Source organism: Sphingomonas parva (ex Maeng et al. 2020), from assembly GCF_004564275.1.
In the GTDB taxonomy this organism is placed as follows: Bacteria; Pseudomonadota; Alphaproteobacteria; order Sphingomonadales; family Sphingomonadaceae; genus Allosphingosinicella; species Allosphingosinicella parva.
Window position 1 is genome coordinate 65,038 of the sequence record NZ_SPDV01000009.1, and the last position, 24,894, is coordinate 89,931.

Genomic DNA, 24,894 nt, shown 5'->3' on the forward strand with positions numbered 1-24,894 from the left:
GTGACGGGATGAAAATCGCTGTCCTGCTTCCGATCTATCGTTCGGCGCGATGGCAGTTCGTGGATTCGCTGGCAAAGATGCTGGTTTTCTCATCCCGGCTCTCGATCAACTTCAGAGGAGTTGCGGGCCCGCCGGAAATCGAGGTGTTTACTGCCTCGGGCGCACTGATCGCCTACAGTCGCAACTACCTCGCCGACCAGGCTCTCAAGTGGGGCGCTGACGGACTGCTATGGCTGGACGACGATCACGTATTCCCGGCTGATGCGCTGGCGAGATTGTTGCGGCACGACAAGCCGATCATGGCCGCGAATTATGTCCGGCGGCAGGAAGGCGGGGCGCCGACCGCCGAGAAGAACGGGGAACCCGTTTGGACGACGAAGGAGAAAGCCGAGGCAGGCGCCTGCGAAGAGGTCCACCTAGTGGGCATGGGCGTCTGCTTCATGGTCGCTGACGCGCTGAGGAAGATCGAGGCACCGTATTTCGGCGGCGACTACGAAGACGTGTACTTGTGCAACAAGCTGAGAGCGGCAGGCGTCCCGCTCTACATTGACCACGCCCTTTCATGGGCCTCCAGTCACATCGGCGAGCACGGTTTCGGCTTTCAGAGCCGCTAACCCCTTCAGGAGTTCCCTGCATGAGCTATTTCGCGCTGGCCGCGCCACCCGGCATCGTGTCCGACGACACCACGTTCGCCTCCAAGGGGCGGTGGGCTGATGGGAACAATGTTCGCTTCTATCAGGGTCTGCCGCAGACGATCGGCGGCAACGTGAACGCGACGTCCGTCATCGCAACCTTCGCCGATGTAACGAAGCTCCTAGTCTACACCGTTTCGGGGACGACCAACATAGCGTGCGCGGGCCAGACACTCACGCGCAACGTCCTCGACGTCTCGTCAACGGACATCACTCCCGCCGCTTGGACCGGCGGGGGTAGGCACTCGCTCGTGATGTGGGGCGATGTTCTCCTCGCTAGCAATAGCGGCGGCAAGCTGTTCCAGTCTATCGCGGGGGCGAGAGCGACACACGTTACGCAGGCGCCGGCAAACATCACCACACTGCTCGTCACCGGTACGCGGCAGGTCATGGCGCTGGGCTGTAACGAGGTGGTCTCGGGGACCTTCAACAGCCGGTGCATCCGGATTTCGCACACCGAGAGCCTGACCGACTGGACACCCTCGTCGTCAAACCTTTCGGACGAGGTCATCTTAGAGGGCCAAGAGCCGATCGTCGGGGCGACGCTCCTTGGTGAGCACGTCGTCGTTTGGACGTCAGGTGCGCTTTATCTCGGCTCGTTCACCGGCGATCCTTCGCAGCCGTGGCGATTTGGCAAGGTCGCCGATGTCGGCTTGGTCGCGCTCGATGCATTCGCCGTGCGTGGCGCTACCGCCTATTTCATGGCACCGGATCTAAGAGTGTACGCCTATTCGATCGGGCAGGAGCCGGCGCAAATTCCATGCCCGATCAGCCGCGAGTTCATGCAGGACTGCGGCCCGGAGCAGCGAAGCAACATTTTCGCCTTTCATAACAGCAAGTTCGGCGAAGTATGGTTCTTCTACGCGGGCAACGGCAACTCTTTCCCCACCAGCTATATCGCGTTCGCCGTCTCTGAGACGGCGGCGGCGCAGCGCCCGGTGTGGTTCAAGGGGCTGTTGGGCATAGACGCCATCGCGGAGGACCCGCTGCTCGCCACGCCATTTTCGGCCAGTGAGACGTCCCTCGTCACGTTGCAAAGCACGGGCGGTCCCTATGGCCTCTTCCGTTTCGATTGCGCAGGTGCGGGCGGACAAGGTGCGCAGCCTTTCTGGCACATCACGACTGCCGACCAATATTTCGACGAAAGTCAAAAGCGAGTTCTCATCCGATCGGTGCTTCCGGACCTCGAAGGGAATGGCCCTGCCGCTACTATGCACCTCTATGTGCGGGGGCGTCCGCACGAAACCCCGCTTGAAAAGGGGCCGTTAGGTCTCAACTATCAGACGGAGAAGAAGGGCTGCCGCTGCTCTGGGAAGATCGTATCGGTGAAGTTCAGCGCGGCCGGCACTGATGGATTTGTCCGCCTCGGCAAACCCCTCTTCGACGTCGTTCCTCTCGGCGAGCGGTGATGGTTCCCGACTGGGCCGGGTACCTCCGGTTCCGCGACGCTTTCGCCGCCGTGCTCGATCCACGGCTCTACACGATCGGCTGGCTGGATGGGGAGATCCTGAGCGGCAATTTGCTGCTGTGGGTCGGACGCGAGGCGGCGATCGTCGCGCAGATCAGGCGCTATCCGACCGGCGCGATGGACGTCGAGGGTCTGATCGCCGCCGGCGACCTCGAGGAGATCGTGCGGGATCTGATCCCGGCCGGCGAGGCCTGGGGCCGGTCGATCGGCTGCGTCGGCGCGATCATCGAGAGCCGGGAAGGCTGGGCGCGGGTGCTCGCGCCGCACGGCTACCGGGTCCACCAGATTGCATTGAGGAAAGAGCTATGACGAGCTGGACGCCTTCCAAGCGGCCCGTGATCGAGTTCGGCCCCACGGCCGGCCTCGTCTACGAGAACGGGAGGTTCTTCGACCCCTCGACCGGAGAGCAGATCGATCCGGCGAACCGGCCGTCGCCGATCACCGCGCCGGCACCGGCCGCGGCGGCCGCGCCGCCGCCGTCGCGCCCGCTGGCCCCTCCGTCGCTGCCGTCGTTCGACCCGCCGGCTCCGCAGGCGGCGCCGGCGCTCGGCGGAGGAACAAGCGTTTCCTCGCTGCCATCGTTCAGCCCGCCCGCCGCGGCCTCGCCGCTGCCGACGTTCCAGGATCCTGCCGTCTCGCCGGTCGGGTTCGCGCCGCCGTCGCCACCCTTCGTCGCGGCACCCTCGGGCGGGTTGATCCTGGCGCAGGACTATACGCCGGCGCCGATCGTGCCCGGCTACGCCCAGGCGCGCAGCGGGGTGCCGTTCACAGCCCCGCAGGCCGCCGACATCGGCAATCTGTTCGCCCGCATGACCGGCGGCGCCGACCTGCTCGGCGCCGTCTACGGCCGCGGCTTCTAGGGAGCATCACGATGGGCCTTTCGAGCTCCAAGCAGACCAGCCGATCGAACGCGACCAGCAACCAGACCGGCACGACGATCCCGCAGAACCCGGCGTGGGTGACCGACTCGATCCAGGATTGGGTCGGTCGGATCGGCGCGGCGATGGACGCCGACCCGAACGGCTTCGTCGCGCCCGCCTCGCCGCTGCAGCAGCAGGCCTGGAACAACAGCGGCCAGCTGAACGCGTGGAAGGGCCAGGTGCAGAGCGCATCCGATCTCGGCTTCACGGCCGCCAACCGCGGCGCGAGTCTCATCGGCGCCCCGGCGCAGGCGCAGGCGGCGCAGCGGGAGGCCTCGACCTACGCGGCGCCGACGCTCGGACCCGCCGCCCAGGCCGCGGCGGCGGGCTACACGCCGGGCTATTACGCCCGGACCACGATCGATCCGACCCGCGAAGCACAAGCGGCAATGACCGGGCCGGCGCGGCAGGCGACGGCGACGAGCTTCGACCCGCATTTCTACGGCCGGACCACCATCGACCCGACGCGAGAGGCCCAGGCGTCGCTCGCCGCGTCAAGCGCTGCGGCGGACCATATGGCGCGCTATGCCAACCCTTATATGTCGCAGGTGGTGGACGCGACGCTTGCCGACTTCGATGCGGAGGCGGGGCGCACGCGGGCGGCACAGGCCGCGCAGGCGGCGGCGGCCGGCGCGTTCGGCGGCTCGCGCTACGGCCTCCGCGAAGCGCAGACCGAAGGCGAGCTCGCTCGCGGCCGCGCCGCCACCGCCGCCAATCTTCGCGCCCAAGGCTTCAACACCGCCGCGGCATTGGGCGCGGCGGACGCCGACCGCTTCTCCCAGACCAGCCAGTTCAACGCCGGCTTGGGCACGCAGACCAGCCAGTTCAACGCGGACCAGGTCAACCAGCGCGCGCTCGAGCAGGCACGGCTCAACGACGCGGCGGCGCAGTTCAACGTCGGCGCGATCAACCGCGCCCGCGAGATGCTGGCGGCGGCGCAGAACGACGCCAGCCAGTTCAACGCCGGGCTGGCCGGCCAGATGGACATGGCGAACGCCGACCGATCCACCGCGACGAGCCAGTTCAACGCCGGGCAGGTCAATGCGCGCGCGATCGAGCAGGCGCGCGCCAACGATGCCGCAGCCCAGTTCAACATCGGTGCCATCAACCGCAGCCGAGAGCTTCTCGCCGATGCGCAGAACCAGGCGAGCCAGTACAATGCCGGGCAGCAGAACCAGTTCGCGCTGACCGGCGCCGGGCTGCAGGCCGATGCCGCCCGCTACGCGGCGGATGCGCGCAACGCCGCCGGCGCCGACAATCTGGCGGCGCGCAACCAGTTCGCGCTGACCAACATGGCGGCGCTGAACGACGCCGCGCGGTTCAATGCCGGACAACAGGAGGCGGCGAACGCGCGCGCGCTGCAGGGTGCGGGGCTGCTCGGCACGCTGGCGCAGCAATATGGCGCCGGGATCCGCGAGGACCTCTCGCTCCTCGGCGGCATGGGCGACCAGCAGCGCCAGATCGAGCAGGCCTATCGGATGTCGCCGCTCGCGCAGCTCGAGATGGGCGGCAAGCTGCTCGGCGGCACGCCGTTCAGCCTGTTCAACGGGCAGCAGGTCAACACCACCGGCACGGAAAGCGGGACCAACGTCACCAAGAGCAGCCCCAGCCTGTTCAACCAGCTGCTCGCCGCGGGGCAGCTGGCGTCGGGTTTTGCCTGACGGAGGAGCGCTCCAGGGCGGCGGCCGACGGCCTCATGAAAATGCCGCCCGGTCGCGGGGACCGGGCGGCAGCATTCGGTTTGCAGGCCGGATCGGCCGCGGCGGGACGACCCGCAGCGGCCGATCCGAGACGTCATTTCTTCGCTTTCTTGCCCTGCGCGCGCTCCGCCTTTTCACGCGCCTTGCGCTGCTTGTCGGTCTCGACCGTCATCTCGATCTTGCTCGGAACGTAGCTGGCGACGATCACCGCCGGCGCGGAATCCGCCGCGAGGGTGACCGGCACGGCATCGACGGTGCGGACGGTGAACTCCCGGCCTTCCTCGATACGGGCGTTCTTCCCCTTGACCATCAGGCCGCCGATCACGCCGACGGCCAGCGTGGCGCCGACGGCGGCGGCGCCCTTGCCGTTGCCTTCCTGGTGGTGCCTGCCGTCGACCGGAATGCGGACGCCGCCGAGATCGATGTAGCGGAAGCCGAGATCGATCTTGCCGGACTTGCCGAAGCCGCCCTTGCCGGTGCGCTGGGTGATCAGGCCGACCGCCCGCGTGCCCTGCGGAATGACGACGCGGCCCTCGACCTTCACGTCCTGGGCGACGCTCATCGAGAACTTCTCGCCCTTGCGATGGCTGTCGCTGCTGATGATCGAATTGGCGACGAGAACGACCTCGGTGTTGGCCGGCAGAACCGCCTCGACGGCGGCGGGCGCCACCGCGATCACGGCCGGCTGCACCGCCGGCGCGCTTTCGACCGCCGGCGCCGGCTCGGCAGCCGGCGCGGGCTGCACGCCCTGCGCGTGAACGGATGCAGACGCAAAGACGCTGACGAGCAGCGCCGTCTTCAGAATGTTCATGATGTGCCCCCTCTTTTCGAGGCCGTGAAAGATCAACCATACGAGCGCTTTGGCAAGCCCGAAAATGCATTGGGCGAGTACTTGGCGAAGATTTTCGAATTGGTAAGAAAGCGGCGCGGGACGACGTGCTGAGCTTGCCAGCGTCGGCGGCGGCGCGTTGCTTCAGCCGGAGTCGCACCGGCTCTTCGCGTCCCTCGGCATTCACATCATTACGCGGCCGCTGCAGCCGCTGCAGCGACGCTGCGAAACTGACACGCGGACAGATCTCGATGGGCCCGGTGATCCATCTCAACACGAACAACAAAGCGCGGCACCGCCGCAGAAGGAGGGCTCATGTCCATGTTCGCTGGATCATCCAGGCCGCCCAGGCAGCGCTGGTTGCCTGCCGATGTCTCTGGTGACGCGCTTGCCTATGGGATCAGGGTCGCAGCGGTCGAAGATCCGCGTGAGAGGGCGCGGCTGCTCGCAGAGTTTGAGCTCGCGGAGTTGCTGCGGGCGCTACGCGGCGGAGCGCCACAGGCATCCGCAGGTGACACACACGCAGGGTTTGGCGAGGAACAAGTCGCAACCGCCCTGGCCCAGCTACGCCCGCTTCATTCCGATACTCAGATCCCGCACGACGCGCAGTGGTCAGCGTTGCGAAATCCTGGCGGAGAACTGCCGGGAAGATTTGATGCCTCGGATGGAGAGCTTGCAAACGGCCTGATCGCTGTTGTCGAGGTCAATGACCCGAACGGAGCGGCTGAGGGAGCCTTCCTGACGGGAAAGCGACGCGACAGAAGGGTGGCCAACCTCGATCCAGAATTGCTTTCCGCAGGCAACGTCAGCGAGCTCTTCCAGGACGTGGAAGCCTCCGATCCGCGGCGTTCGCCCCTTAATGGTCGCGAGATGCTCGAGGACGACAAAAGAAGGATCGGGTTCGACCTTCCCGAGGGCCCGCTCGACCCTGAGGGTATTGGCGACATCGGCTTCAACCAGCCCGGCGACCATCTTCCCCCCGGCGCGCAGCAGTTCCAGCGCGAGTTTCAGGATCGGATCAACGCCGGTCAGTTCGCTACGCCGGGCGAGTTACGGGCCTTCGCCCTCGCTCGCGGCAGGGCGCTCGGCAACGCCACGGGCTTCACCGTCCAGCAGGACGACGCGACGTTGCAGAAGGTGATCGACGGAGTGCGCAAGGGCATCCCGGCATCGGCCGCCACGCCAACCTTCAAGATCGACATTTCCGGCGCACGAAAGAAGGGCGGATCCGACAATAGCGGCCAGATGGTCGATGCGGTCGTGCGCGGCGCCGCCGACGCGCTCAGCTTCGGCATGGCCGACGAGATCGCCGCGTTCGGCAACACGCTCTTCAACGGCGGCACTTTTCGAGAGAACCTCGCCCGCGAGCGCGCCATCGACGAGTTTGATGAGCAGAACCAGTTCGGTCCGCGTCTCGCTGGGCAGGTCGGCGGCGTTCTCTTCCTGCCGACAAGAGCACCCAATATTGTGAGGAGCACGGCGCTTGGCGCGGCGCGGCAGGGCCTTTCACGCGCGCAGGCGCTGGCGCTGGCCCGTATCGCGGGCGCGCGGCGGGCGGCCGTGGAAGGGGCCGCGTACGGGGGAGCGTACGGCTTTGGCTCGGCTGGAGGTGACTTCGGGCACCGCGTCATCAACGGGGGCGCCTCCGCGGCGGTCGGCGGAGCGGCAGGTTTTGGACTTGGGCAGGCATCTCGCCTCCTTCCTGGTAGCCGCCGGCGTGTTCCGCTCGGCGGTGGTGCTTCTCACCCAGAGCAGGTCGCAGCTGGGCGGGCGGCGCCGGACCTTGGCGTCGACCCTTCCCGGTTCATAGCCCGCAGTTCGGGCCGGCAAGGAAAAACCTCGGAGGTGAGGCAAACTCGAAATGGCCCCAATACGATTGTTCAAGCTGGCCAGAAGCTGCGGAGCCAGTCGCGAGCCGCGGTGCGCGCCCTGGCACGGAAGCAATTCAGGCTCGAAAAGAAGATCCTCGCCAAGGTGGACCTTCCGTACTTCCTTCGCACTGAAATGGGACGGCGTGCGTGGTGGGAACAGCGCTACCCAAAACCGGTCGCGAAGGCGATGAGGCGCATCTATTCGGACGATCGGATGGGCTCACACTACTTCTCCAGATCATCGATAAATAAGCTGCTCATAGATGATCCACAGGGGGCCATCGATAGGCTTTGGAACAAGGTTCTTCTCACCTTTCGCGACAGCCGCTTCAACGTCGCCCGCGGCAAGACGTACGGCGACACCTATGTCATCCACAAATACACGGATCCGCGCTTCTATGGAGCGCGCCTGCCCGCGACGACCGGCCGGAGAGGCTTTGCCACCCGGGACATGGGGATCGAAACCGCCGGCCCGATCGGCAGGTTCTATCATGGTGCCCCGCGGCCGCTGAAGGTGGTGGTTGGGGCACCTCCTGCCGCGGCGGCGGGGCTGTATGCAGTCAGCGGCGACGACGAGGATCCGCGGCCCTGATCCGAAAGTCACTGTTCCGAGCCGAGTTGAAGCGGGAGCGCATCAAGGAGCGCGTGCCCCGGCAGCCGCCAAAGAGGACAAGAACGCGGCGACACTTGACCGGCGAGCCGGAACAAAGTAAGAACATGGCAGCTGTTGCGTGCGTGCTCGACGACTCTGTGATGGAGGTCTGCCATGCGCTTCCCGTTCGTTCTTGCAAGCTCCGTCGCCGCCCTGTTGGCGGTCTCCTGCTCCGGCGGCGAGGAGCCGCTTGTCGGCGATGTTGCGAAGGAGCGGCCGAGAGCCTCGGCCGACCGGCGGGACTCGGCTGAGCCGCGGCGATATGCGGAGCGGGACCGAAGCCGTGCGCCGGAGCGCAGGGCAGAGCGCCGCCGCACGCGCGAAACGAACTCGGAGGGTTCGGCGCGGCGGCCGGGACGGGAGCGTGGGGCGGCGCGGCCGGACGCGCTTCAGCGGCGGGTGGAGAGAGGGCTGGAGCGCGCTTATGCCGCGGCCGACGACCGATCCGCCGTCGTTCGCCAGGTTCGCCGGACCTGGGCCAGTCAGGTCGCCCGCTGCAGCGACGACCGCTGCCGGGAAACGAGACTGCGCGATCAACTGCGGCGGCTGCGGGCCGGCGAGCAGAGGTATCTTGTGGCCATTCCGGCGGCCGGTGGACGCGGCGGGGCCGTGGCGGGCGAGATGCGGGTGCTCCCCGTCGAGAAGAACCTCATCCTGGTCGATATCTGGGCGATGGAGACGCGCAACGGCGCGACCTGCGCGGTGATGGCATCGGGGCGGCTGCGGCCCGACGGCACCGCGGAAATGGGCGTCGTGGGCGCAGGGCAGTCGGCGCCCACGCGCTTCCTGCTTCGCCGCAACGGGCGGGAGGCGATCCGGATCGCGGCGCTTCGCTCGGAGGGCGGCGCCCAGCACGCCTGCAACGCTCCGCTGACCTTCTACGGCGACTATCGGAAAGCGCCGCGCCGGACTTGAGACTGCCCGAGCGGCATGGCGGAGGCGAGGCGGACAAGCAGGGCCGACCTCGCTCGGGTCAAGGCCAGCGATCGCGGGTATGACGATCGCCGCCACCCACCGGACTTGCGTCGGACAAGCTCTCTGGGTCTCGAGCTTGCCTGACAACCCGCTCGCGGCGTGCTAGCCGATCGAGCGGGAGAGCATCGCCATGGACATCAAGCCTTCCGCCGCCGCGATCCTGCCGTGTCGAGACCTCGACGCGAGCGCCGCCTTCTGGGCCAAGCTCGGCTTCGGGACGACCTCGGACTATGGCGTGCACGGCTATCGCATCCTCCACGACGCCGCCGGGGCGAGCGTGCACCTGACGCGGGTCGACGACGGATCGGTCGACGCGGCGCGCAACGCCCATGGCGTCTATCTCTACTCGGCGGAGGTCGAGGCCCTGGCGGCGGCGTTCGGTCTCGAGGCGGAGCGCAAGCCTTGGGGCGTGCGCGAGTTCGCCGTGTCCGATCCGGACGGCACCCTGGTGCGGGTCGGCTGGCCCGGCTGAGCCCGGCGGGGCTTCCTGCGTCCAGCAAGCCGATCGCATTGGACCCGAAACGATCTCCGGGCGTTCAGGGTGCAGAGGGAAGGAGATTCATCCGTGCGTATCCTGCTTGTGCTTCCGCTTCTGGCGCTCGGCGCGTGCAGCGTCGACAACGACGCCGCCAACGACCAGGTCAAGGTCGAATACAATCAGCAGAGGATCGAGAAAGCGGCGTCGGACGCGGCGCGGACGACCAAGGAGGTCGCCTCCGGGCTCGGCAACGTCGCGAGCAGCACCGGGCGGGCGATCAAGAACGAGGTCGGCGACATCGACGTCGACGTCGACGTGAAGCGCAACCGCGGCGACGAGGCGACCACCAACGCCCAGTGACGGACGCGCACCGCCGGCGGCTGCGGGACCGGATCGCTCCGTGCGCGGCCGCCGCGGCGCAAGGCCGTCTGCACCGTTTCTCCTTTTCGGCCGCGTCACCGCTGCAAGCGGGGCTGCTAGAACGCAGGCTCGCAAGGTGAGGAACGGTCATGGGAATGGATACGAGCGTCGCGACGCGGGGGAGAGGCTGGCGGATCGGGGCCTGGAGCGCGGCGGCGGCGCTGCTGCTGGCGCCGGCGCTGGCGATGCAGATGACCGACGAGGTGCGCTGGGGCCTTGAGGATTTCGCGGTGGCGGCGGCGCTGATCCTGGCCGTCGGCGTACCGCTCGAGCTGGCGGTGCGGATGACGGCGAACGGCGCCTATCGGGTTGCGGCGGCGGTGGCGCTCGGCACCGGCTTCCTGCTGGTGTGGAGCAACCTCGCGGTCGGTTTCATCGGAAGCGAGGACAATCCCGCCAATCTGCTGATCTTCGGGGTGGTTGGCGTGGCGATCGCCGGCGCCGTCCTCGCCCGCTTCCGCGCGCGCGGCATGGCCCTGGCGATGCTGGCGACCGCGCTCGCGCAGGCGCTGGCCGCCGGCGCCGCGGCAGCGGCCGGGTGGGCGCCGGCCGAGCCGGGCTGGCCGCGCGAGATCGCCCTGCTGACCCTCGTCTTCTGCGGCCTATGGCTGATCGCCGCCGCGCTGTTCCGGCGCGCGGCGCGCGCGCAGCGCTGAGCCGGACCAATGCATCGGCAAAGCCGCACCCCCCGAAGCTGGGAAGGAGGCGGGGCCGCAGCTGTCGCCGCCCCCTCCGACCCTGAGCGGAGTTCGCTGTTCTGTGTTCAAGGCCCGGTGAACGCGACGAATCCTTCGTCCAGAGGAGACGCCCGCCCTCATCCTGCTTCCACGCCACCACCGTGAACAGTGGATATGGGCCGAAAAAGCCGTCGCCTGTCTGCCGAAAGGTGGAGGCCCAGACACCTGGGGCTCCCGGGCATTCAGTCGCTGCGGAAAAGCCTTGATGGCGAAGCGCCGCGTGCAGTGTGTCCGCGCGAGTGCCCGGAGGGAAGCTCTCCCTGAGCCTATGCATCAGCTCCGGAGATAAAGCTTCTGGCGCGCCGACGGGAGCAGCCTCCTTCTCCGGGCACCCGCCGCTCCACCGGCCACCCTCTGCCGTCACACCTTAGAGCAGCGGCGGGGTTTCAGGGGCCAAGTTGCAGGCGGTCGTGGAAAGGAGCGGCGCGAGGATCAATAACGCTCGCCGAACGTCGTTCCTCATCTGCTGAAGGGTAAATCAAACACCGTGGCGTTTCCATCCTCGTCGGACGTGCACCTCGTCGCCCGGGCGGAGGCTCGGTCGCGGAGCCGCCGGCCAGCGTCGAGCGCATGCCGCCGGGCATCCAGGGCAGGGGCGTTGCGGCGCTCGCCCGCGGCGTGCAAGGGTGCGCTTCGTCCTATCCCCCTAGCCTTGCTGCCGCCGAGCCGATGAACCAATCCGTTCCCCAGCCCACGCCTGCCGCCGAATATCACGACGTCGATCCCGCGGGTTTCGCCGAGATCGTTGCGCGCGGTGTGCCCGCGGTGTTGCGCGGCGCCGCCGCCGACTGGCCGCTGGTCGCGCAGGCGCGGCGCTCGCCCGCCGCGCTGGTCGACTATCTGATCGGCTTCGACAGCGGCGCGCTGGCGACCACCGTGGTGGCGCCGCCGGCCGCCGAGGGGCGGCTGGTCTACGAGGAGGGGCGAAAGGCGCTCAACCACCGCCACTCGCCCGAGAAGCTGCCGAACGTGCTGAAGGGCCTGCTGCGCCAGATCGACGCGCCCGAGCCGATCGCGATCTCGCTGCAGGGCCTGTCGGCGCGGGACCAGTTCCCCGGGCTGGAGGCGGAGAACGGCACCGTGCTGGTGCCGGCGGGAACGCCGCCGCGGCTGTGGATCGGCAACAAGGTGACCGTCTCGCCGCATTTCGACGCGGCCGAGAACCTCGCCTTCGTCGTCGCGGGCCGGCGGCGCTTCACCCTCTTCCCGCCCGACCAGGTCGCGAACCTCTATCCCGGCCCCTTCGACCTGACGCCGGCCGGCGTGCCGATCGCCATGCCGGCGCACGACGCGCCGGACCTCGCGCGCGTCCCGCGCTTCGCGGAGGCGCTGGCGGCGGCGTTCGTCGCCGACCTCGCGCCAGGCGACGCCGTCTACGTGCCCTATCTCTGGTGGCACGGCGTGCAGTCGCTCGACCGGTTCAACATGCTGGTCAATTACTGGTGGTACAGCGACCCGGTCGCGGCCGAGCATCCCAACGGCGCGGTGCTGCGGGCCGCGTTCGAGCTCTTCCGCGTCATGCCCGATGCGCACCGACGCGCGTGGAAGCCGCTGTTCGATTTCTGGGTGTTCGGGAGCGAGGGCGATCCGATGGCGCACCTGCCGCCGGACCTGCGCACCGCCGAGCCGGCGCTCGACGCCGAGAAGATCGCCCGATTCCGCGACGCGGTGAACGCGCTGCTCAAGTAAGCGGCGACTTGCGCGCCGGGCGGCGTCGAGCAAAGCTCAGACGATGCGATTGCTCACTCTGCCGCTTGCCTTGTGCCTCCTCTCGGCCCCGGCCTTCGGATCGGTCCCCGACCTGGATCCTGTCTCGAGGTCGGAGCGGCAGACGATTGTCTGCCGGGACGGCAGGACGGTCATCGCCGAGTTTTCGGACGATCGCGACGGCGTCCACCTCGTGACGTTGCAGGCACCCTCCCGGGCGCTGTCCGCCGCCGATCGCGCCGCCATCGAAGCCGCGGTGCAAGAGCTCGGCGCTCTCGGCAGGATCGAGGTGGCGTGCAACGGCAGCGGCGGCCAAATCGTCGTCTCGGTCGGTGGGACGCTGGTCGAGCAGGAGGGGCGGATGTGGCAAAGGCTACTGACCATCGTCTGGGACGCGAACGGCGTTCGCGGCACCGGCCGGCGAGCGAGGCCCGCGGTCGAGCTGGTGCCGTGGCGCTAGCACCTGCCTGCTCGTGAGGCGCGGCCGGGCAGCAGCGTATTTGTTGTTGCTCTGCCCAGCTGCGTGCGAGCGAGACGGGGATCCTCCGGCAGAGATGAACATTGTCGCAGCGTCGCAGGTGCCCGAGGCGCAGGCGGATCGATCACCGCCCGATCCTGCCTGTAGCCCAGAGGAAGAGGGGCGTTTTGCGACCCACGGGAACCGCTGGGCCCGGTATGGCGAGCTCTGCATCGACCGCGTCGAAGCGAGCTTCGAGGCCTTTCCCGACCCGTCTCTCAGCTTCACGATCAGCTCCGATCGCTGCCCGGCGGTCGGACGCTTCGGCCGTTTCTGCCAGCCGGCTGATTTCTTCGAGAGGCCGGTGCCCGAGCAGATCGACCTGCTCAGGACCGCCATGACCGGCGACCTGCGCGCGTTCGCGGACCGATGCGGGATCGCGCTCGATCCGGCGCCGTTCGTGGATGCAAGGTTCGACGAATTCTACGCCGCGTTCGGCGACGGCTGGTGGTTCGACCGCGTCGACGGCGATTTCCGGCTGACTGCCAAAGGCACGTCCGATGCGGCGGGCACGAGGAAGAACTGGCGTCTCGCGGTGCGGGACCATCGCCGAGAGCGTCGCATCCCGCGCGGTCCGGACGTTCAGGGCGCCGGCGCCTCCGGTTCGTCGCCCAGCAGGTAGCGCGGGCCCGGGCCGTTGGCGGCGGCGCGATCGTCCGGATTGTAGAGGGCGCAGCGATCGAGCGAGAGGCAGCCGCAGCCGATGCAGCCGTCGAGCCGGTCGCGGGTGCGCTGGAGGAGGGTGATGCGCGCGTCGAGGCGGTCGCGGATGCGGGCGCTGAGGGCCTGCCAGTCTTCGCGGGTCGGCGCGCGGCCGAGCGGAAGGCGGGCGAGCTCGGCCTCGATATCCCGCACGCTGAGACCGAGCTTCTGGGCAATCAGGGCGAACGACAGGCGGCGGATGTCCGAGGGCAGGAAGCGGCGCTGGTTGCCGCCGGTGCGGATCGGACTGAGCAGGCCGCGCGCCTCGTAGAAGCGGATCGCCGAGACCGAGACTCCCGTTCGCCGCGCCATGTCCCCGATCGTCAGCAAACGCGCCATGCCCGTCCTCCCGCTTGACCTCAACCTAAGTCGAGGTTGCACGACTCGGCAATCGGTTGAGACAGGAGGATCGAATGGCGGCACGACTGGAGCATGTGAACGTGACGGTGAGCGACGCGGAGCGGACGGCGGCGCTGCTCGGCCGGTTGTTCGGCTGGCGGGTGCGCTGGTCCGGCTGCGCGATGGCGGGCGGACGCAGCGTCCATGTCGGCAGCGACGACCAATATCTGGCGCTCTACACCCCGCCGAACGGCGGCGGCACGCGCTGGCCCAAGGGCACGCCGCTCAACCATGTTGCCGTGCTGGTCGACGATCTCGACGAGACGGAGGCGCGGGTTGCCGAGGCCGGGCTGACGCCGTTCAACCACGGCGATTACGCGCCCGGCCGCCGCTTCTACTTCCTCGACGGCGACGGCATCGAGTTCGAGGTGGTGAGCTACGCCGCCGGCGCCCGATCGGACGTATCGGCCTAGACCTCGGCCTCGACGCTGCCGCGACCAGGGCCGTCGACATGCGGCGGCAGGTCGCGCGGGCGGGTGCAGGTGATGACGGTGAGCGACGGCTCAACGGCGAGGTGGGCGATGCGCCCGTCGGCGACCGTCATCAGGTAACGATCGTTGCTGTGCCCGAGGTAATAGTCCGGATGGCGCGCGGCGAGCCCGAGCGCCCGCGCCAGCTCGCCATTGCCGTCCGAGAGGAAAACCAGCTCGCCCTCGGGATCGACCTGGCGGCTCCAGGCGTGCAGCGTGAATGGATCGTTCGGCGCTACGCAGACCAGAAGCTCGTAGCCAGAGCGGCGCAGGGCCGCGGCATTGGCGACGAAATCGGGCACATGCTCGTGGGTGCAGACCGGCGTGAAGGCGCCGGGGACGCCGAAGACGAGCGCGCGGCGTCTGGCGACGAGAGCGTCGAGCCGCAGGGGCTCGATGGCGTCGGCGCTTGCACGGGCGAGCGCGACGCGGGGAAGCGGGTGCCCAACCCGCGGATGCTTGTTCATGCGCCGCCGTTTGGCGGCAAAGGCTTAACCCGGTCTTGCGACCGGACCCGGCGAAGTCACGGGGCGCAGGCGCGCCGCGGAGCAGGTCAGGCCGCGACCCGGGCGGCGCCGGGTTCGGCCGGCAGCCAGGCAGCGGCGAACAGCGCCGCTTCCTCCTCCAGCGCGAAGGTCATGCGGAAGACGTAGCGGCCCTGGTGCGGCTCGGTGGGCGAGAAGCGGACGCCGAGGCGGCGCTCGCGCACCCATTGCGCGGCGGGCGTGCTTTCCATCGACTCGAACAGGCGGCGGCGCTGGTCGGCGCCGAAGGCGCCGTCGGAGACGGCCTGCGCCGCGCCGGCCGCGCGCGGCAGGCCGGGATATTCGACGAGGAACAGCAGGGTATCGATCTGGTGGACGGCCACTTCTTCTCGCTCCGGTGCGGCCGGTGCGTGAAGGGCCGGCCGCAGACCGGGCAATCTGGGGCGGCGAGGCTGAACCGGCCATTTCGGAAAACTACTATGGCGGCACGTTTCGTGCCCCTGCGCCGGTGCGCGCGGCGCCTCGCCGCTTCGACGCCGCTCAGCACAGGCCCTTCGGCGCCGTTCAGGCCAGGCCCTTCGTCTCCGCTCAGGAGAGTCCCGGCCAGTCGTAGGCGGTGGCGGCGAGGAGCAGTGCGACGAAAACGCCTGCCGCGCAGGTGCCGAGGTAACGAAGCCGGTCCGCCGTCATGGGTCTCTCCCGAGTCGCTTTCGAGAGTATGACGCCGCCGAAGGGGCGAGTCCGCACATGAAACGCTGCCGGAACAGCTTCGTAGCTGCCGGAGCGATCCCGGACCCCCGCGGGGGCGACCGATCATTGGAGAAGTCCATGGACGACGGCCATTTCAGCGGGCGGGTCGATCGGCTCGAGCGCGACGTCGGCGAACTGCGCGCCGACTTCGCCTCGGTGAAGGCGACGCTGGCGAGCTTCGGCGGCGTGCTCGGCGAGATCAAGGCGACGCTTTCGAGCGCCCGCCCGGCCTGGTACGTGGTCGTGCCGATGCTGCTCGCCGCGGTCCTGGCGATCGCCAGCGCGGTACTCGCCTTCGGCAGCCTGCGCGCCGACCAGGTCCGCGCCGACGCCCTCGCCGCGGTGCGCGAGCGCCAGCTCGAGGCGCTCGCCGGGCGGCTCGACCGGATCGAGCAGCGCCAATGGGCGGCGGCGCCGGAGCGGGAGCCAGGGCGATGAGAGCGCACGTCCTGGCGGAGGTGGAGCGGGCGCTCGCGCTGGTCGAACCCTTCCGCGCGCCGCCGGCCGCACCGGCTTCGATACCGAGGATGACTCGCGCTCCGACGAACGAGGCGCCGCCGGCGCGCGGCGCGCTGCGGCGCGAGCTCCAACCCTGATCCAGAGCGACGGCAGACCCGGCCCGGCCGGGCGAAGGAGGAGAAATGGGACTGTTCGGCGGTTTCAGGAAGCGCCTGAAGGACGGGCGGATCGGCGAAGGCCTGGCCGCGGCGCAGGCGGCGCTGAACGGCGACTATGCCTCCGCCCTGCAGGTGCAGGCGGCGGGGCGCGAGCGCCGCGAGCAGGCGAGGAGAGAGAGCCACTTGCTCGACATGATGCGGACGGACACGGAGGTGGACGCGCGGCTGCGGCCGATCTTCGAGACGTACCCGGCCCTCTACTCCCAATGGAAGTTGCAGAAGGTGCTGGCTGGTAGCGCCGCCCAGGCGCCGACGGGCACCGAGGCCGTGGCGCAGTCCACCGCGACCCACGGCCTTGGCTTTGCGCCCCCGTTCAGCCCGGAGCTCGAGGGCTATGGCGTTCCAAGATATCGGACGAACGGACCGACCAACTTCGGATCCTGAGGAGCCCCGCGGCTGCCACGACTGCGGCGTGTATCCCTCCGGAGCAACCGTCTGTGGGCGAAGAGTCGACTCCTCGGGGGAAATATGGCAGGAACACAAGAGGAACGTCTGCCGTGGGGGAAACGTCATGTTCAGGAGCATTGCCGCCACCTGCCATCTGCCCGAGGGCGAGTGGATCATGGACGAGGACGAGGAGACCGTCCTGCAGCCGGGCGGCCGCGCCGGAGCCGAAGCGGTGGCGGAGCTGGCCCGAGGCCTTGGCTTCGAGACGGAGCAGATCGAGGCCGACACCGAGCACAACAGCTGGACGTTCGCCGCGCGGAAAGACGCGGCCTACATCCACACCAATGTCTTCCACATGGATGACGAATTCTACGTGTCGATGGACAATCTGCCCGGCTGCATTCCCTTGGGCGGGCGCCGTGCCGACTATGTCGCCTTCACCGAGGACCTGTTCGCGGCGATGGCGCGGGATGCGCGGTTCAGCGACGTCCGCTGGGAGCGGCGGTAGCGGCTCGCTCTGAAGCCGAGCGCGGAAGCGGGCAGGCAGCCAGCGGCGTCAGGCACGGCGGATCGGCTTGACCCAGGATGCGACTTCCCGCAGAGGCGGGACCGCGCGGGCGCTTAGCTCAGTTGGTAGAGCATCTCGTTTACACCGAGAGGGTCGGCGGTTCGAGCCCGTCAGCGCCCACCAATTCCCCGAGCGTGAAGTGCGCTCCCAGATCGTTCAGACCGGATCCGCGCGTCCTGCCCGGTCGAGCCGGACGCCGCAAACTCCGGATCGGCCGGGAGCGGCGAACCGCCCCCGGCACGACATCATTGCGCGGCAGGGGCCGCGGCTGCGGCCTCGAGCTGGGCGGCCGTCAGGCTGGTGACGAGGCCCGCCTGACCGAGGCCGACCGCGGTGCGCGGCAGGCGCACCGACTTGCCCGACGCCAGCTTCAACGTCACGGTCTCGGCATCGGCGGCCTCGATCGTGCCGGCCGTCTGGCCGGCCGCGCCGAGCACGGCCGCACCCGGCTTGATCGCGGCGTCGCGATCGGCGTTCTGCTTCTCGACCGCGGCATTCAGCTCCTCGCGCGTCAGCGCGAACAGCAACGCACCCTGATACGGCGTGACCGAGGTGCGCGGGATCGGCACCTCGTATTTGTCGGTCTTGACGATCAGGATGTCGCCCTCAACGCGGACGACCGTCCCGACCTCGCTGCCCTTGTCGTGCTTGACGACCGTGCCGGCTGCGATCGCAGCGCCCGGCTGGGCCGGCTGGGCCGGCTGGGCCGGCTGGGCCGGCTGGGCCGGCTGCTGCGCGGCAACAGGGGCGGCCGCGACGAGGCCGAGCACGAGCAGCGGAAGCGTGGATTTGTTCACTCATCAATCTCCAAAGAGAGGCCGCGCCGCCGGCGCCGCCCGAAGGACCCTGTTTGCCCACCGCGCCGGACCGGGCGGCAGCAGGTCGGTACAGGCTGGAGCGGGCCCTGCGGCGAGGCCAAGCGACTGGCGGCGAGCCGGGGCGTGGCAGCGACGGATCGTTGTGCGGCCGGGGCTCAGACCTGCAGCCAGCCGAGCAGCCAGAGCAGGACGAGGCTGCCGATGGCGGTGACGAGGAGCGAGGTGCCGCAGCCGAGCCGATTGGAAAAGAAGAAGAACAAGGCACTCTCCCGCTGGACGTGAGGGAGCAAACCGACGAGACCGCATTCCGCTGCGCGCCGAGATGATCAGAGCGCGCGGATCAGGGTGACGGCGACGGCGGCCCAGTCCGGGTTGGCCACGACCAGCTGGCGCTGGCCGGCGCCGAGCGGGAGGATGTGGAGCCGATCCCGGTCGCGGCCGATCAGCCGCCCGAAGAGCAGCCGTCCGCCGGGTCGCGGCACCAGGACGTCGCGGTTCAGCGCGTTGCCGAGCGCTTCGGGGGCCACCGGGGTCAGCCATATCTCGTCGCCGGCGCGATAGTCGCCGATCCCGGCGGAAACGACGATCGCCATCGCACCGGCGGCGGCGCGCGGGGGCAGCGACACGCGGTCGGCGCGCGGCGCGACCACGCCGGCGGCATCGAGCAGAGCCGCGACCGGCACGTCCTCGGCGCCTGCGAGGCGGACGAGATCGCCCGGCGCGACATCGAGTGCGGCGGCGATCCGATTCAGCCAGCCTACCGAGACGGTGCGCGTCCCGGTCTCCAGCCGCCCGATCGTCTGGGGGGTCGTGGGCGGATCGCAGCGGCTGGCGACGTCCTCGAGCGTCAGCCTGCGGGCGCGGCGAACCTCACGGATGCGGGTGATCATAAGCGGCGCTCCGAACCTGCAGGGTTCGTGACAGTGCCGGAATAGTGCCGTTCCGGCAAGAGAAGCGGGCAGGGCGCGCAACCCGGCGCGCCGAGGAGAAAAACTCCTGTGTCACCTGGAGGTGACCTGTCACCCGGGCTTCCCCTTGCGGCGACCGTGCACCCTTGGCGGCGGCACTGCATCCGGCATTGCGCGTTGGCGTGCGATGCTGTTCTTCACCTCCGACAGCCATTTCGGCGACCATCGGACGATCAACATCCACAAGCGGCCGTTCGCGAGCGTCGGCGAGATGGATGCGACGCTCGAGGCGGCGTGGAACGCGGCGGTGGGGCCGGACGACGAGGTCTGGCACCTCGGCGATTTCGCCCGCCGGGCGGCCGACGTGCCCGCGCTGCTGGCGCGGCTGAACGGGACCAAGCATCTGGTGCGCGGCAACAACGACCCGCCCGGCACGGCCGCTGCGCAGGGCTGGGCGAGCGTCCACGACTATGCCGAGATCGAGGCGGACGGGGCGAAGCTGATCCTGTGCCATTATCCGTTCAGGAGCTGGAACGGGATGGGGAGAGGCGCGATCAACCTTCACGGCCACAGCCACGGCAAGCTGAAGCCGATCCCCCGGCAAATCGACGTCGGAGTCGATCCCTGGAGCTGGCGCCCGGCGGGGCTGGCCGAGATAATGGCCCGCGCCCGCCGCTGACCCCGCGCGTCCGGCTTGTACGGGCGGGCGGCCGGGCCTACCCTCGGGGCGATCAGCAGGGAGAGGGGTCATGATCGTCTATGGATCGTCGCTTTCGCCGTTCGTGCGCAAGGTGCTGGCGTTCGCTGCCGAGAAGGGCCTCGAGGTCGAGCTGAAGCCGTCCGGCCTCGGCTCCCAGGACCCGGAATTCGTGGAGACGAGCCCGTTCCGCAAGATGCCCGGCTTTCGCGATGGCGACTTCTGCATCTCCGATTCCAGCGCGATCGTCACCTATCTGGAGGCGCTCCAGCCGGAGCCGGCGCTGATCCCCGCCGAGCCGCGGGCGCGGGCGCGAACGATCTGGTACGACGAGTTCGCCGACACGATCCTGATGGACTGCGGGCGGACGATGTTCTTCAACCGCCTGGTCGCGCCCCGCTTCCTCGGCAGGCCCGGCGACCTCGCCGCCGCCGACCGTGCCGAGACCGAGCAGTTGCCGCCGATCCTCGACTATCTCGAGACGGTGATCCCGGAGAGCGGCTTTCTGGTCGAGGACCGGCTGACCCTGGCCGATCTCGCCGTCGCCGCGCCGTTCGTGAACCTCGAGCATGTCGGCGTGCCGCTCGATCCGACGCGCCACCCGCGCACCAAGGCCTATGTCGACGCGATCCTGGCGCGCCCGAGCTTCGCCGGCTGGATCGCGCGTGAACGCGCGTTCCTCGAGCGCACCGCCGCCTGAGGTCGAGAGGTCGGGAGGAGGATGAGCGAGCACCTCGCCACGATCGTGTGGGTCCGCGACGGGGACTTCGCGGCCAATCGTTACGGCCGCGGCCATGCCTGGCGTTTCGACGGCGGCGCGGAGGTTCGCGCCTCGTCCTCGCCGCACATCGTGGCGCCGCCGCTGTCCGACCCGGCGGGCGTCGACCCGGAGGAAGCGCTCGTCGCCTCGGCCTCGTCGTGCCACATGCTCTGGTTCCTCGATCTCGCCCGCCAGGCCGGATTCGCGGTGGAGCGCTATCGCGATGCGGCGCAGGGAACGATGGGACGCGACGCCGAGGGGCGGACCGCGATGCTGCGGATCACGCTGAGGCCGGAGATAGAATTCTCCGGGCCGGCGCCGGACGCGGCGCGCCTCGCCGCGCTGCACGAGGCGGCGCATGCGCGCTGCTTCATCGCCAATTCGCTCAGGACCGAGGTGGTGGTGGAGCGCTGAGGCTCAGCGGGCGCGCTCGACCTCCGCGCGCGCCCAGCCGCAGCGTGGGCAGGTCTCGCGCACCAGAGCGGAATGGATGCCCCACGGCGTGCGCGGCGAGCAGGTGACGGGCCGCAGCGCGGCGGGGGCCGCAGCGAGGGTAGCCATCAAAGCGCCTCCCGGACATGCGCGAAATCTGGTGCCATGGTCGGACTCCCATGCTGCGACGCAGCAAAGGTGAAGGCAGGGGGCGCCGCGGTCAAGCATCGGCGGGCGAGAGGCGAAGATTTCGCCTTCAGCGGCGGCGATAGCGGCGGCGAAAGCCGCTGATGCGCAACCAGGTGAAGGCTGCGCTGAGCAGCAGGAACAGCAGAAGATACGCCAAGACCGGCATCTCGAATGTCCTTTCGGGGAGAATGCGCGGTGCCAACGTCCCGCCGCGCCCGCCCGTTTCGGCCGCTTCACACGGCGTTCAGCAGCGCGCGACGTCTCGTGCTGCGCCGGGGATGGGGCGTTGATCTGAATCAGTCGGCGGACTGTCCGCCTTCCGCCGCGCGATCGTAAAGATAGGCCGATCGGGACCAGCCGAGCCGCCGAAAGAAGTCCGGCGCTGCGCCGAGCTCGATCTCGGCCGGCGCCTCGAGACGGCCGCAGCCGGTTTCGATGAGGCGAGCCTCCGCCTCCTCGACCAGGGCGCGGCCGATACCGCGCCGCCGCGCCGCGGGCGCCACCATCAGGAACGTGATGCGGCCGAGCGGCGCCGCGTGCTGGAGGAGCGGCACGACGTGGAAAGCAGCGCAGCCGACGATGACGCCGCCTTCGTCCGCGACCAGCGGCGGCTCCCCCGCCTTGCGCAGAGCGGCGAGCCGGCCGGCGACGCCGTCCTCGCCGACGAGGGCGGCGAGACCGGCCGCATCCGCCGGACGCGCCTCGCGGATCTTGAGGATCGGACGCGCCGGTGCGGGAGCGGGAGGAGGAGGCGGAGGTGTAGGCGACAGGGGCTCGGCTTCACGGCCGACGATGCGCAGCGCCGGCCTGTTGCGCGGCGGAGGCGCGGGCGAGTTCGTCCTGCCTCGCGACCGGGCCGCCGGGGCGGCTTGCTCCGGCTCGGACCTTTCGGGGCCGCGGGAGCGGCGCGACGGTCGGGCGGGGGCGGCGACGTCGAGCGAGCTCTTCCAGTCCGACACCAGGCCCTTGCGCAGGAACGCCTCGACCTCTTCGGGAGTCGCGGTGAGGCCGTCGCCGGAGATGCCGAATACATCCGCGCCGGACGCTGCGTCGCGCAGGCCGTAACGGCCGTAATCGCCGACGCCCGGCGTGCGACGGCGCGACTTGACGAGGCGGCAGCCGCGGTTGGCCGCCATGTCACGGAGCATGGCGTCACGATCCGCGTCAGCCATCACAGCCCCCGATGGAGGGCGCAGGCGGTTCGGCGAGGCTCACCAAGAACATTGCGCAGCGGTGCGCGAGGGGTCGGAGCCGCGGGTGCCGGCGACGCCGAGGCGTCGCCGGGCGGGTCCGGTCAGGCCGGCTGCTTCGACTTCTTCGACTTGCCGGCATTGGCCGTCTCGCCGGAGGCCTTGCGCCCGCGGACCAGCGGTATGGCGGCGGCAGCGGCGAGGCCGGCGACGACGGCTGCGCCCGCGGCAATCGCCGTCTTCGGGTTGCCGCGCGCGAGCTCCGCAACCTTGCCGGCCTGAGCGCCGAGGCCGCTCTTGCGGCTGGTCTGCTGCTCTTCGTTGCTGTGCTTGGGCGCGGCGTGGGGCATGGCCGAATTCGGAATGTGCGACATCTGATTACTCCGGTCTCGCTGGAAAAGGGACGGGGAGGCAACGGGAGTGGCCGCCTTCCGGTTCCGATCAATCTTGCGCTGCAACATGGCGGACATCGGCGCCGGTGCTGCGCGCCACCGCGCTGTCGTGCGCGTGCGGCCTGGCCATCAGCAGATCTCAGGCGCGTTCCGGAGGGGAAACCAACGGCGGATCAGCTCGGCGGGGCGGGTTGCGCAGGGGCAGGCCCAGTCCGGGAGGAGACGCATTGCCAGATCGCCTCTACGCGCTGAACGGTGGCGTCCTTGCCGTTGCCGATGCTGGCGGTGGCCGGCGCCGGCGGCTCGCCGGTCTGGGCGCGCGGCGCAATCTGGCGTCCAACGCTGATCGTGACTCCGGGCGCCTCGAAGAAGCCCCCCGTCGGGCCGACCGGACCGGCGATCGCCAGGCGGAGCAGGCGGCCATCGATGCGAGCGACGGCGCCGCCCGCGGCGACGTGCAGCAGGCGCTTGCCGTCTCGGGAGAGGGTGCAAGTGCGCCCCTCGCGGAGATCGGGTGGCACGTCGCCGAGCGCCAGGAAGCCGATGCGGGCGGGGGCCGCGTCCTCCGCAGGCTTCAGCTCGCGCGCCGCCTCGATACGGTTGTAGAGCTCGTCGGCCGTGAGGTTGGACGCGCGTGCCCCTTCCTCCTCTTCTCCGCAGCCGGACGCGAAAAGGACGATGGCGAGGCAGACGATCACTCTTCCCACGAACAGCTCCTTCCCTTCCGGCGCGCGAACGAAACGAGCAAGGGGAGGGCCGGTTGCCACGGCGCCGATCGCCTGCGCCACGCGCCGATCTCTGGATGGCTTGCGGGCAAAGACCCGTCCGGTGCGGTGCGCAGAGATGGCGCGGCAGCTCCAGATTCTCTTTCAGCTGCGCGGCGCAGCGGCCCGAACGCCTTTGCCGGGACGCAGGGCGCTTGATCTTCACGCCGGTTTCGCGTCACTCAGCGCGCCCGTGGCGGTGAAGGAGCGTTCGGAATGAAGAGGCTGCGGATCGCCGCCGCGTGCGGTCTGATGGGAGCCGCGCTTGCGGCGGGAGGGTGCATGAGCGTCGATCCGATCCGATACGAAACGGTGGGGCGAATCGACGGCGCGACGCCTGCGCTCGCCGCGCTGATCGCGCCCGATGCGCCCATCGAAAAGCTCGCGGAGGGCTTCCGCTGGAGCGAGGGGCCGGTGTGGATCCGGGACGGCGCCTACCTGCTGCTCAGCGACGTGCCCGGCAACAAGATGTACCGCTGGTCCGAGGAGGACGGTCTCTCCGTGTTTCTCGATCCGTCCGGCTATGACGGCCAGGATCCGGCGGCCTTTCGGGAGCCCGGCTCAAACGGCCTGATCCCCGGGCCGGGCAACACCATCCTGATGGCGGATCACGGCAACCGCGCCGTGGCCCGGCTCGATCTCGCGACCAAGACGAAGACGTTCCTGGCGACCCGGTTCGAGGGCAAGCGGTTCAATTCGCCGAACGATCTCGTCCGGGCCTCGAACGGCGCGATCTACTTCACCGATCCGCCCTACGGCCTCGAAGGCCTGAACGAATCGCCGCTGAAGGAGCAGGCGTGGAACGGCGTGTACCGGCTCGACCCGGATGGCAGGGTGGCGCTGGTCGAGCGCGGGCTGAGCTTTCCGAACGGTGTCATTCTCTCGCCCGACGAGCGGACCCTCTACGTATCGAATTCGGATCCGGCGCGGGCGGTGGTGATGGCCTTTCCGCGGCGCGAGGACGGATCGCTCGGCGAAGGGCGAGTTTTTGCCGACATGACCGATCTGGCGCAATCTGGAATGCCAGGGCTGCCGGACGGCATGGCGATCGACCGAAACGGAAATCTTTTCGCGACGGGCCCCGGCGGAGTCCACGTCTTTACTCCGGAAGGACAAAGGCTTGGCCGAATCGATACGGGCACTGCAATCGCCAATTGCGCATTCGGCGAGGATGGGCGTACCCTCTTTCTTGCGTCAAACAATTACCTCGCGCGAATACGTATGCGCACAATTGGGCTTGGCTATTGACGCGAAGTGGACGAGTAGCGGCGCAAAGCGAATCAAACCCACTGAGCGCGCTTCGGTGCGCCGGCATTTGAACCGCTCGGGTCACCACGGAG

At 69.3% G+C, this 24,894-nt stretch carries 32 protein-coding genes and 1 tRNA gene; 23 read left to right on the forward strand and 10 right to left on the reverse strand.

The window, feature by feature from the left end:
• Positions 1–8 precede the first annotated feature (8 nt).
• Genes E2493_RS06225 through E2493_RS06245 form a run of 5 tightly spaced genes read left to right on the forward strand, consistent with a single transcriptional unit; the run spans position 9 to position 4,741 of the window.
• The gene (locus tag E2493_RS06225) at positions 9–614 is read left to right on the forward strand and encodes a glycosyltransferase family 2 protein (RefSeq protein WP_135084829.1); all 606 of its coding nucleotides are present in this window, start codon (positions 9–11) and stop codon (positions 612–614) included.
• A 20-nt stretch (positions 615–634) separates the two neighbouring features.
• Positions 635–2,101 (forward strand): hypothetical protein, encoded by a 1,467-nt coding sequence (locus E2493_RS06230; protein ID WP_135084831.1) that lies wholly within the window; start codon positions 635–637, stop codon positions 2,099–2,101.
• The gene (locus E2493_RS06235; protein WP_135084833.1) at positions 2,101–2,469 is read left to right on the forward strand and encodes a hypothetical protein; all 369 of its coding nucleotides are present in this window, start codon (positions 2,101–2,103) and stop codon (positions 2,467–2,469) included. The genes E2493_RS06230 and E2493_RS06235 overlap by 1 nt, the downstream gene beginning before the upstream one ends.
• A complete protein-coding gene (locus tag E2493_RS06240; protein WP_135084835.1) occupies positions 2,466–3,020 on the forward strand; it encodes a hypothetical protein in 555 nt (184 codons plus the stop codon). The genes E2493_RS06235 and E2493_RS06240 overlap by 4 nt, the downstream gene beginning before the upstream one ends.
• A gap of 11 nt (positions 3,021–3,031) precedes the next feature.
• Positions 3,032–4,741 carry a hypothetical protein gene (locus tag E2493_RS06245; protein WP_135084836.1) on the forward strand — a complete coding sequence of 570 codons (1,710 nt, stop codon included), beginning with the start codon at positions 3,032–3,034 and terminating at the stop codon, positions 4,739–4,741.
• 133 nt (positions 4,742–4,874) lie between these two features.
• On the opposite strand, the gene E2493_RS06250 is transcribed toward E2493_RS06245, so the two are convergent.
• Positions 4,875–5,591 (reverse strand): hypothetical protein, encoded by a 717-nt coding sequence (locus E2493_RS06250; protein ID WP_135084838.1) that lies wholly within the window; start codon positions 5,589–5,591, stop codon positions 4,875–4,877.
• Between the two features lie 333 nt (positions 5,592–5,924).
• Here E2493_RS06250 and E2493_RS06255 point away from each other — a divergent pair, with 333 nt between their 5' ends.
• The 8 genes from E2493_RS06255 (at position 5,925) to E2493_RS06290 (ending at position 13,588) form a co-directional block, all read left to right on the forward strand.
• A complete protein-coding gene (locus E2493_RS06255; protein WP_135084840.1) occupies positions 5,925–8,072 on the forward strand; it encodes a hypothetical protein in 2,148 nt (715 codons plus the stop codon).
• A 459-nt stretch (positions 8,073–8,531) separates the two neighbouring features.
• Positions 8,532–9,047 (forward strand): hypothetical protein, encoded by a 516-nt coding sequence (locus E2493_RS06260; protein WP_135084842.1) that lies wholly within the window; start codon positions 8,532–8,534, stop codon positions 9,045–9,047.
• A 190-nt stretch (positions 9,048–9,237) separates the two neighbouring features.
• Positions 9,238–9,579, forward strand: a complete 342-nt coding sequence (locus E2493_RS06265; RefSeq protein WP_135084844.1) for a VOC family protein — start codon at positions 9,238–9,240, stop codon at positions 9,577–9,579.
• Between the two features lie 93 nt (positions 9,580–9,672).
• Positions 9,673–9,945 (forward strand): hypothetical protein, encoded by a 273-nt coding sequence (locus E2493_RS06270; RefSeq protein ID WP_135084846.1) that lies wholly within the window; start codon positions 9,673–9,675, stop codon positions 9,943–9,945.
• A 149-nt stretch (positions 9,946–10,094) separates the two neighbouring features.
• On the forward strand, positions 10,095–10,661 hold the full coding sequence (locus tag E2493_RS06275) for a hypothetical protein (RefSeq protein WP_135084848.1): 567 nt from the start codon (positions 10,095–10,097) through the stop codon (positions 10,659–10,661).
• Positions 10,662–11,411: 750 nt separating this feature from the next.
• Complete coding sequence (locus E2493_RS06280) at positions 11,412–12,431, forward strand: cupin-like domain-containing protein (RefSeq protein WP_167737417.1); 1,020 nt, start codon at positions 11,412–11,414, stop codon at positions 12,429–12,431.
• A gap of 43 nt (positions 12,432–12,474) precedes the next feature.
• Complete coding sequence (locus E2493_RS06285) at positions 12,475–12,909, forward strand: hypothetical protein (protein WP_135084852.1); 435 nt, start codon at positions 12,475–12,477, stop codon at positions 12,907–12,909.
• Between the two features lie 94 nt (positions 12,910–13,003).
• Positions 13,004–13,588 (forward strand): hypothetical protein, encoded by a 585-nt coding sequence (locus E2493_RS06290; RefSeq protein WP_135084854.1) that lies wholly within the window; start codon positions 13,004–13,006, stop codon positions 13,586–13,588.
• On the opposite strand, the gene soxR is transcribed toward E2493_RS06290, so the two are convergent.
• Positions 13,549–14,007: a redox-sensitive transcriptional activator SoxR gene (soxR, locus tag E2493_RS06295; RefSeq protein ID WP_135084856.1), complete on the reverse strand. Its 459-nt coding sequence runs from the start codon at positions 14,005–14,007 to the stop codon at positions 13,549–13,551. The two genes, E2493_RS06290 and soxR, sit on opposite strands and share 40 nt — an antisense overlap.
• Before the next feature lie 74 nt (positions 14,008–14,081).
• Here soxR and E2493_RS06300 point away from each other — a divergent pair, with 74 nt between their 5' ends.
• On the forward strand, positions 14,082–14,480 hold the full coding sequence (locus tag E2493_RS06300) for a VOC family protein (protein ID WP_135084858.1): 399 nt from the start codon (positions 14,082–14,084) through the stop codon (positions 14,478–14,480).
• Here the strand turns inward: E2493_RS06300 and E2493_RS06305 are convergent.
• Together E2493_RS06305 and E2493_RS06310 are read right to left on the reverse strand one after the other, a co-directional pair.
• Complete coding sequence (locus tag E2493_RS06305; protein WP_135084860.1) at positions 14,477–15,004, reverse strand: redoxin family protein; 528 nt, start codon at positions 15,002–15,004, stop codon at positions 14,477–14,479. The two genes, E2493_RS06300 and E2493_RS06305, sit on opposite strands and share 4 nt — an antisense overlap.
• Before the next feature lie 86 nt (positions 15,005–15,090).
• Entirely contained in the window at positions 15,091–15,405 is a 315-nt protein-coding gene (locus E2493_RS06310; RefSeq protein WP_135084862.1) for a hypothetical protein, read from the reverse strand.
• A 445-nt stretch (positions 15,406–15,850) separates the two neighbouring features.
• Here E2493_RS06310 and E2493_RS06315 point away from each other — a divergent pair, with 445 nt between their 5' ends.
• The 5 genes from E2493_RS06315 to E2493_RS06330 all read left to right on the forward strand — a co-directional run bounded on the left by E2493_RS06315 (position 15,851) and on the right by E2493_RS06330 (position 17,527).
• Complete coding sequence (locus E2493_RS06315) at positions 15,851–16,210, forward strand: hypothetical protein (RefSeq protein ID WP_135084864.1); 360 nt, start codon at positions 15,851–15,853, stop codon at positions 16,208–16,210.
• Positions 16,207–16,368 (forward strand): hypothetical protein, encoded by a 162-nt coding sequence (locus E2493_RS21120; RefSeq protein ID WP_167737418.1) that lies wholly within the window; start codon positions 16,207–16,209, stop codon positions 16,366–16,368. The genes E2493_RS06315 and E2493_RS21120 overlap by 4 nt, the downstream gene beginning before the upstream one ends.
• Before the next feature lie 45 nt (positions 16,369–16,413).
• A complete protein-coding gene (locus E2493_RS06320; RefSeq protein ID WP_135084866.1) occupies positions 16,414–16,833 on the forward strand; it encodes a hypothetical protein in 420 nt (139 codons plus the stop codon).
• A 127-nt stretch (positions 16,834–16,960) separates the two neighbouring features.
• Complete coding sequence (locus E2493_RS06325; protein WP_135084868.1) at positions 16,961–17,344, forward strand: hypothetical protein; 384 nt, start codon at positions 16,961–16,963, stop codon at positions 17,342–17,344.
• Positions 17,345–17,451: 107 nt separating this feature from the next.
• Positions 17,452–17,527: transfer RNA gene (locus E2493_RS06330), tRNA-Val, on the forward strand.
• Positions 17,528–17,649: 122 nt separating this feature from the next.
• On the opposite strand, the gene E2493_RS06335 is transcribed toward E2493_RS06330, so the two are convergent.
• Together E2493_RS06335 and E2493_RS06340 are read right to left on the reverse strand one after the other, a co-directional pair.
• Positions 17,650–18,201: a hypothetical protein gene (locus E2493_RS06335; RefSeq protein WP_135084870.1), complete on the reverse strand. Its 552-nt coding sequence runs from the start codon at positions 18,199–18,201 to the stop codon at positions 17,650–17,652.
• Positions 18,202–18,548: 347 nt separating this feature from the next.
• Positions 18,549–19,112 (reverse strand): helix-turn-helix domain-containing protein, encoded by a 564-nt coding sequence (locus E2493_RS06340; RefSeq protein WP_135084872.1) that lies wholly within the window; start codon positions 19,110–19,112, stop codon positions 18,549–18,551.
• A gap of 205 nt (positions 19,113–19,317) precedes the next feature.
• Here E2493_RS06340 and E2493_RS06345 point away from each other — a divergent pair, with 205 nt between their 5' ends.
• From E2493_RS06345 to E2493_RS06355, 3 genes are all read left to right on the forward strand, one after another.
• Positions 19,318–19,809, forward strand: coding sequence for a metallophosphoesterase family protein (locus E2493_RS06345; protein WP_135084874.1), 492 nt, complete (start codon positions 19,318–19,320; stop codon positions 19,807–19,809).
• 70 nt (positions 19,810–19,879) lie between these two features.
• Positions 19,880–20,527, forward strand: coding sequence for a glutathione S-transferase family protein (locus E2493_RS06350; protein WP_135084876.1), 648 nt, complete (start codon positions 19,880–19,882; stop codon positions 20,525–20,527).
• Positions 20,528–20,548: 21 nt separating this feature from the next.
• Positions 20,549–21,001 (forward strand): OsmC family protein, encoded by a 453-nt coding sequence (locus E2493_RS06355; RefSeq protein ID WP_135084878.1) that lies wholly within the window; start codon positions 20,549–20,551, stop codon positions 20,999–21,001.
• 3 nt (positions 21,002–21,004) lie between these two features.
• Here E2493_RS06355 and E2493_RS21125 read toward each other — a convergent pair whose 3' ends face one another.
• From E2493_RS21125 to E2493_RS06370, 4 genes are all read right to left on the reverse strand, one after another.
• Positions 21,005–21,148: a hypothetical protein gene (locus tag E2493_RS21125; RefSeq protein WP_167737419.1), complete on the reverse strand. Its 144-nt coding sequence runs from the start codon at positions 21,146–21,148 to the stop codon at positions 21,005–21,007.
• 356 nt (positions 21,149–21,504) lie between these two features.
• Positions 21,505–22,380: a GNAT family N-acetyltransferase gene (locus E2493_RS06360; protein WP_135084880.1), complete on the reverse strand. Its 876-nt coding sequence runs from the start codon at positions 22,378–22,380 to the stop codon at positions 21,505–21,507.
• Between the two features lie 122 nt (positions 22,381–22,502).
• A complete protein-coding gene (locus tag E2493_RS06365; RefSeq protein ID WP_135084882.1) occupies positions 22,503–22,772 on the reverse strand; it encodes a hypothetical protein in 270 nt (89 codons plus the stop codon).
• A gap of 191 nt (positions 22,773–22,963) precedes the next feature.
• A complete protein-coding gene (locus E2493_RS06370) occupies positions 22,964–23,497 on the reverse strand; it encodes a hypothetical protein (RefSeq protein ID WP_135084884.1) in 534 nt (177 codons plus the stop codon).
• 273 nt (positions 23,498–23,770) lie between these two features.
• Here E2493_RS06370 and E2493_RS06375 point away from each other — a divergent pair, with 273 nt between their 5' ends.
• The gene (locus tag E2493_RS06375; RefSeq protein ID WP_135084886.1) at positions 23,771–24,802 is read left to right on the forward strand and encodes an SMP-30/gluconolactonase/LRE family protein; all 1,032 of its coding nucleotides are present in this window, start codon (positions 23,771–23,773) and stop codon (positions 24,800–24,802) included.
• Positions 24,803–24,894 lie beyond the last annotated feature (92 nt).

Coding starts and splice junctions, on each gene's coding strand:
- E2493_RS06225 (WP_135084829.1), top strand. CDS start 9: ATGAAAATCGCTGTCCTGCTTCCGATCTATCGTTCGGCGCGATGGCAG.
- E2493_RS06230 (WP_135084831.1), top strand. CDS start 635: ATGAGCTATTTCGCGCTGGCCGCGCCACCCGGCATCGTGTCCGACGAC.
- E2493_RS06235 (WP_135084833.1), top strand. CDS start 2,101: ATGGTTCCCGACTGGGCCGGGTACCTCCGGTTCCGCGACGCTTTCGCC.
- E2493_RS06240 (WP_135084835.1), top strand. CDS start 2,466: ATGACGAGCTGGACGCCTTCCAAGCGGCCCGTGATCGAGTTCGGCCCC.
- E2493_RS06245 (WP_135084836.1), top strand. CDS start 3,032: ATGGGCCTTTCGAGCTCCAAGCAGACCAGCCGATCGAACGCGACCAGC.
- E2493_RS06250 (WP_135084838.1), bottom strand. CDS start 5,591: ATGAACATTCTGAAGACGGCGCTGCTCGTCAGCGTCTTTGCGTCTGCA.
- E2493_RS06255 (WP_135084840.1), top strand. CDS start 5,925: ATGTCCATGTTCGCTGGATCATCCAGGCCGCCCAGGCAGCGCTGGTTG.
- E2493_RS06265 (WP_135084844.1), top strand. CDS start 9,238: ATGGACATCAAGCCTTCCGCCGCCGCGATCCTGCCGTGTCGAGACCTC.
- E2493_RS06275 (WP_135084848.1), top strand. CDS start 10,095: ATGGGAATGGATACGAGCGTCGCGACGCGGGGGAGAGGCTGGCGGATC.
- E2493_RS06280 (WP_167737417.1), top strand. CDS start 11,412: ATGAACCAATCCGTTCCCCAGCCCACGCCTGCCGCCGAATATCACGAC.
- E2493_RS06285 (WP_135084852.1), top strand. CDS start 12,475: ATGCGATTGCTCACTCTGCCGCTTGCCTTGTGCCTCCTCTCGGCCCCG.
- E2493_RS06290 (WP_135084854.1), top strand. CDS start 13,004: ATGAACATTGTCGCAGCGTCGCAGGTGCCCGAGGCGCAGGCGGATCGA.
- soxR (WP_135084856.1), bottom strand. CDS start 14,007: ATGGCGCGTTTGCTGACGATCGGGGACATGGCGCGGCGAACGGGAGTC.
- E2493_RS06300 (WP_135084858.1), top strand. CDS start 14,082: ATGGCGGCACGACTGGAGCATGTGAACGTGACGGTGAGCGACGCGGAG.
- E2493_RS06305 (WP_135084860.1), bottom strand. CDS start 15,004: ATGAACAAGCATCCGCGGGTTGGGCACCCGCTTCCCCGCGTCGCGCTC.
- E2493_RS06315 (WP_135084864.1), top strand. CDS start 15,851: ATGGACGACGGCCATTTCAGCGGGCGGGTCGATCGGCTCGAGCGCGAC.
- E2493_RS21120 (WP_167737418.1), top strand. CDS start 16,207: ATGAGAGCGCACGTCCTGGCGGAGGTGGAGCGGGCGCTCGCGCTGGTC.
- E2493_RS06320 (WP_135084866.1), top strand. CDS start 16,414: ATGGGACTGTTCGGCGGTTTCAGGAAGCGCCTGAAGGACGGGCGGATC.
- E2493_RS06325 (WP_135084868.1), top strand. CDS start 16,961: ATGTTCAGGAGCATTGCCGCCACCTGCCATCTGCCCGAGGGCGAGTGG.
- E2493_RS06340 (WP_135084872.1), bottom strand. CDS start 19,112: ATGATCACCCGCATCCGTGAGGTTCGCCGCGCCCGCAGGCTGACGCTC.
- E2493_RS06345 (WP_135084874.1), top strand. CDS start 19,318: ATGCTGTTCTTCACCTCCGACAGCCATTTCGGCGACCATCGGACGATC.
- E2493_RS06350 (WP_135084876.1), top strand. CDS start 19,880: ATGATCGTCTATGGATCGTCGCTTTCGCCGTTCGTGCGCAAGGTGCTG.
- E2493_RS06355 (WP_135084878.1), top strand. CDS start 20,549: ATGAGCGAGCACCTCGCCACGATCGTGTGGGTCCGCGACGGGGACTTC.
- E2493_RS21125 (WP_167737419.1), bottom strand. CDS start 21,148: ATGGCTACCCTCGCTGCGGCCCCCGCCGCGCTGCGGCCCGTCACCTGC.
- E2493_RS06360 (WP_135084880.1), bottom strand. CDS start 22,380: ATGGCTGACGCGGATCGTGACGCCATGCTCCGTGACATGGCGGCCAAC.
- E2493_RS06365 (WP_135084882.1), bottom strand. CDS start 22,772: ATGTCGCACATTCCGAATTCGGCCATGCCCCACGCCGCGCCCAAGCAC.
- E2493_RS06375 (WP_135084886.1), top strand. CDS start 23,771: ATGAAGAGGCTGCGGATCGCCGCCGCGTGCGGTCTGATGGGAGCCGCG.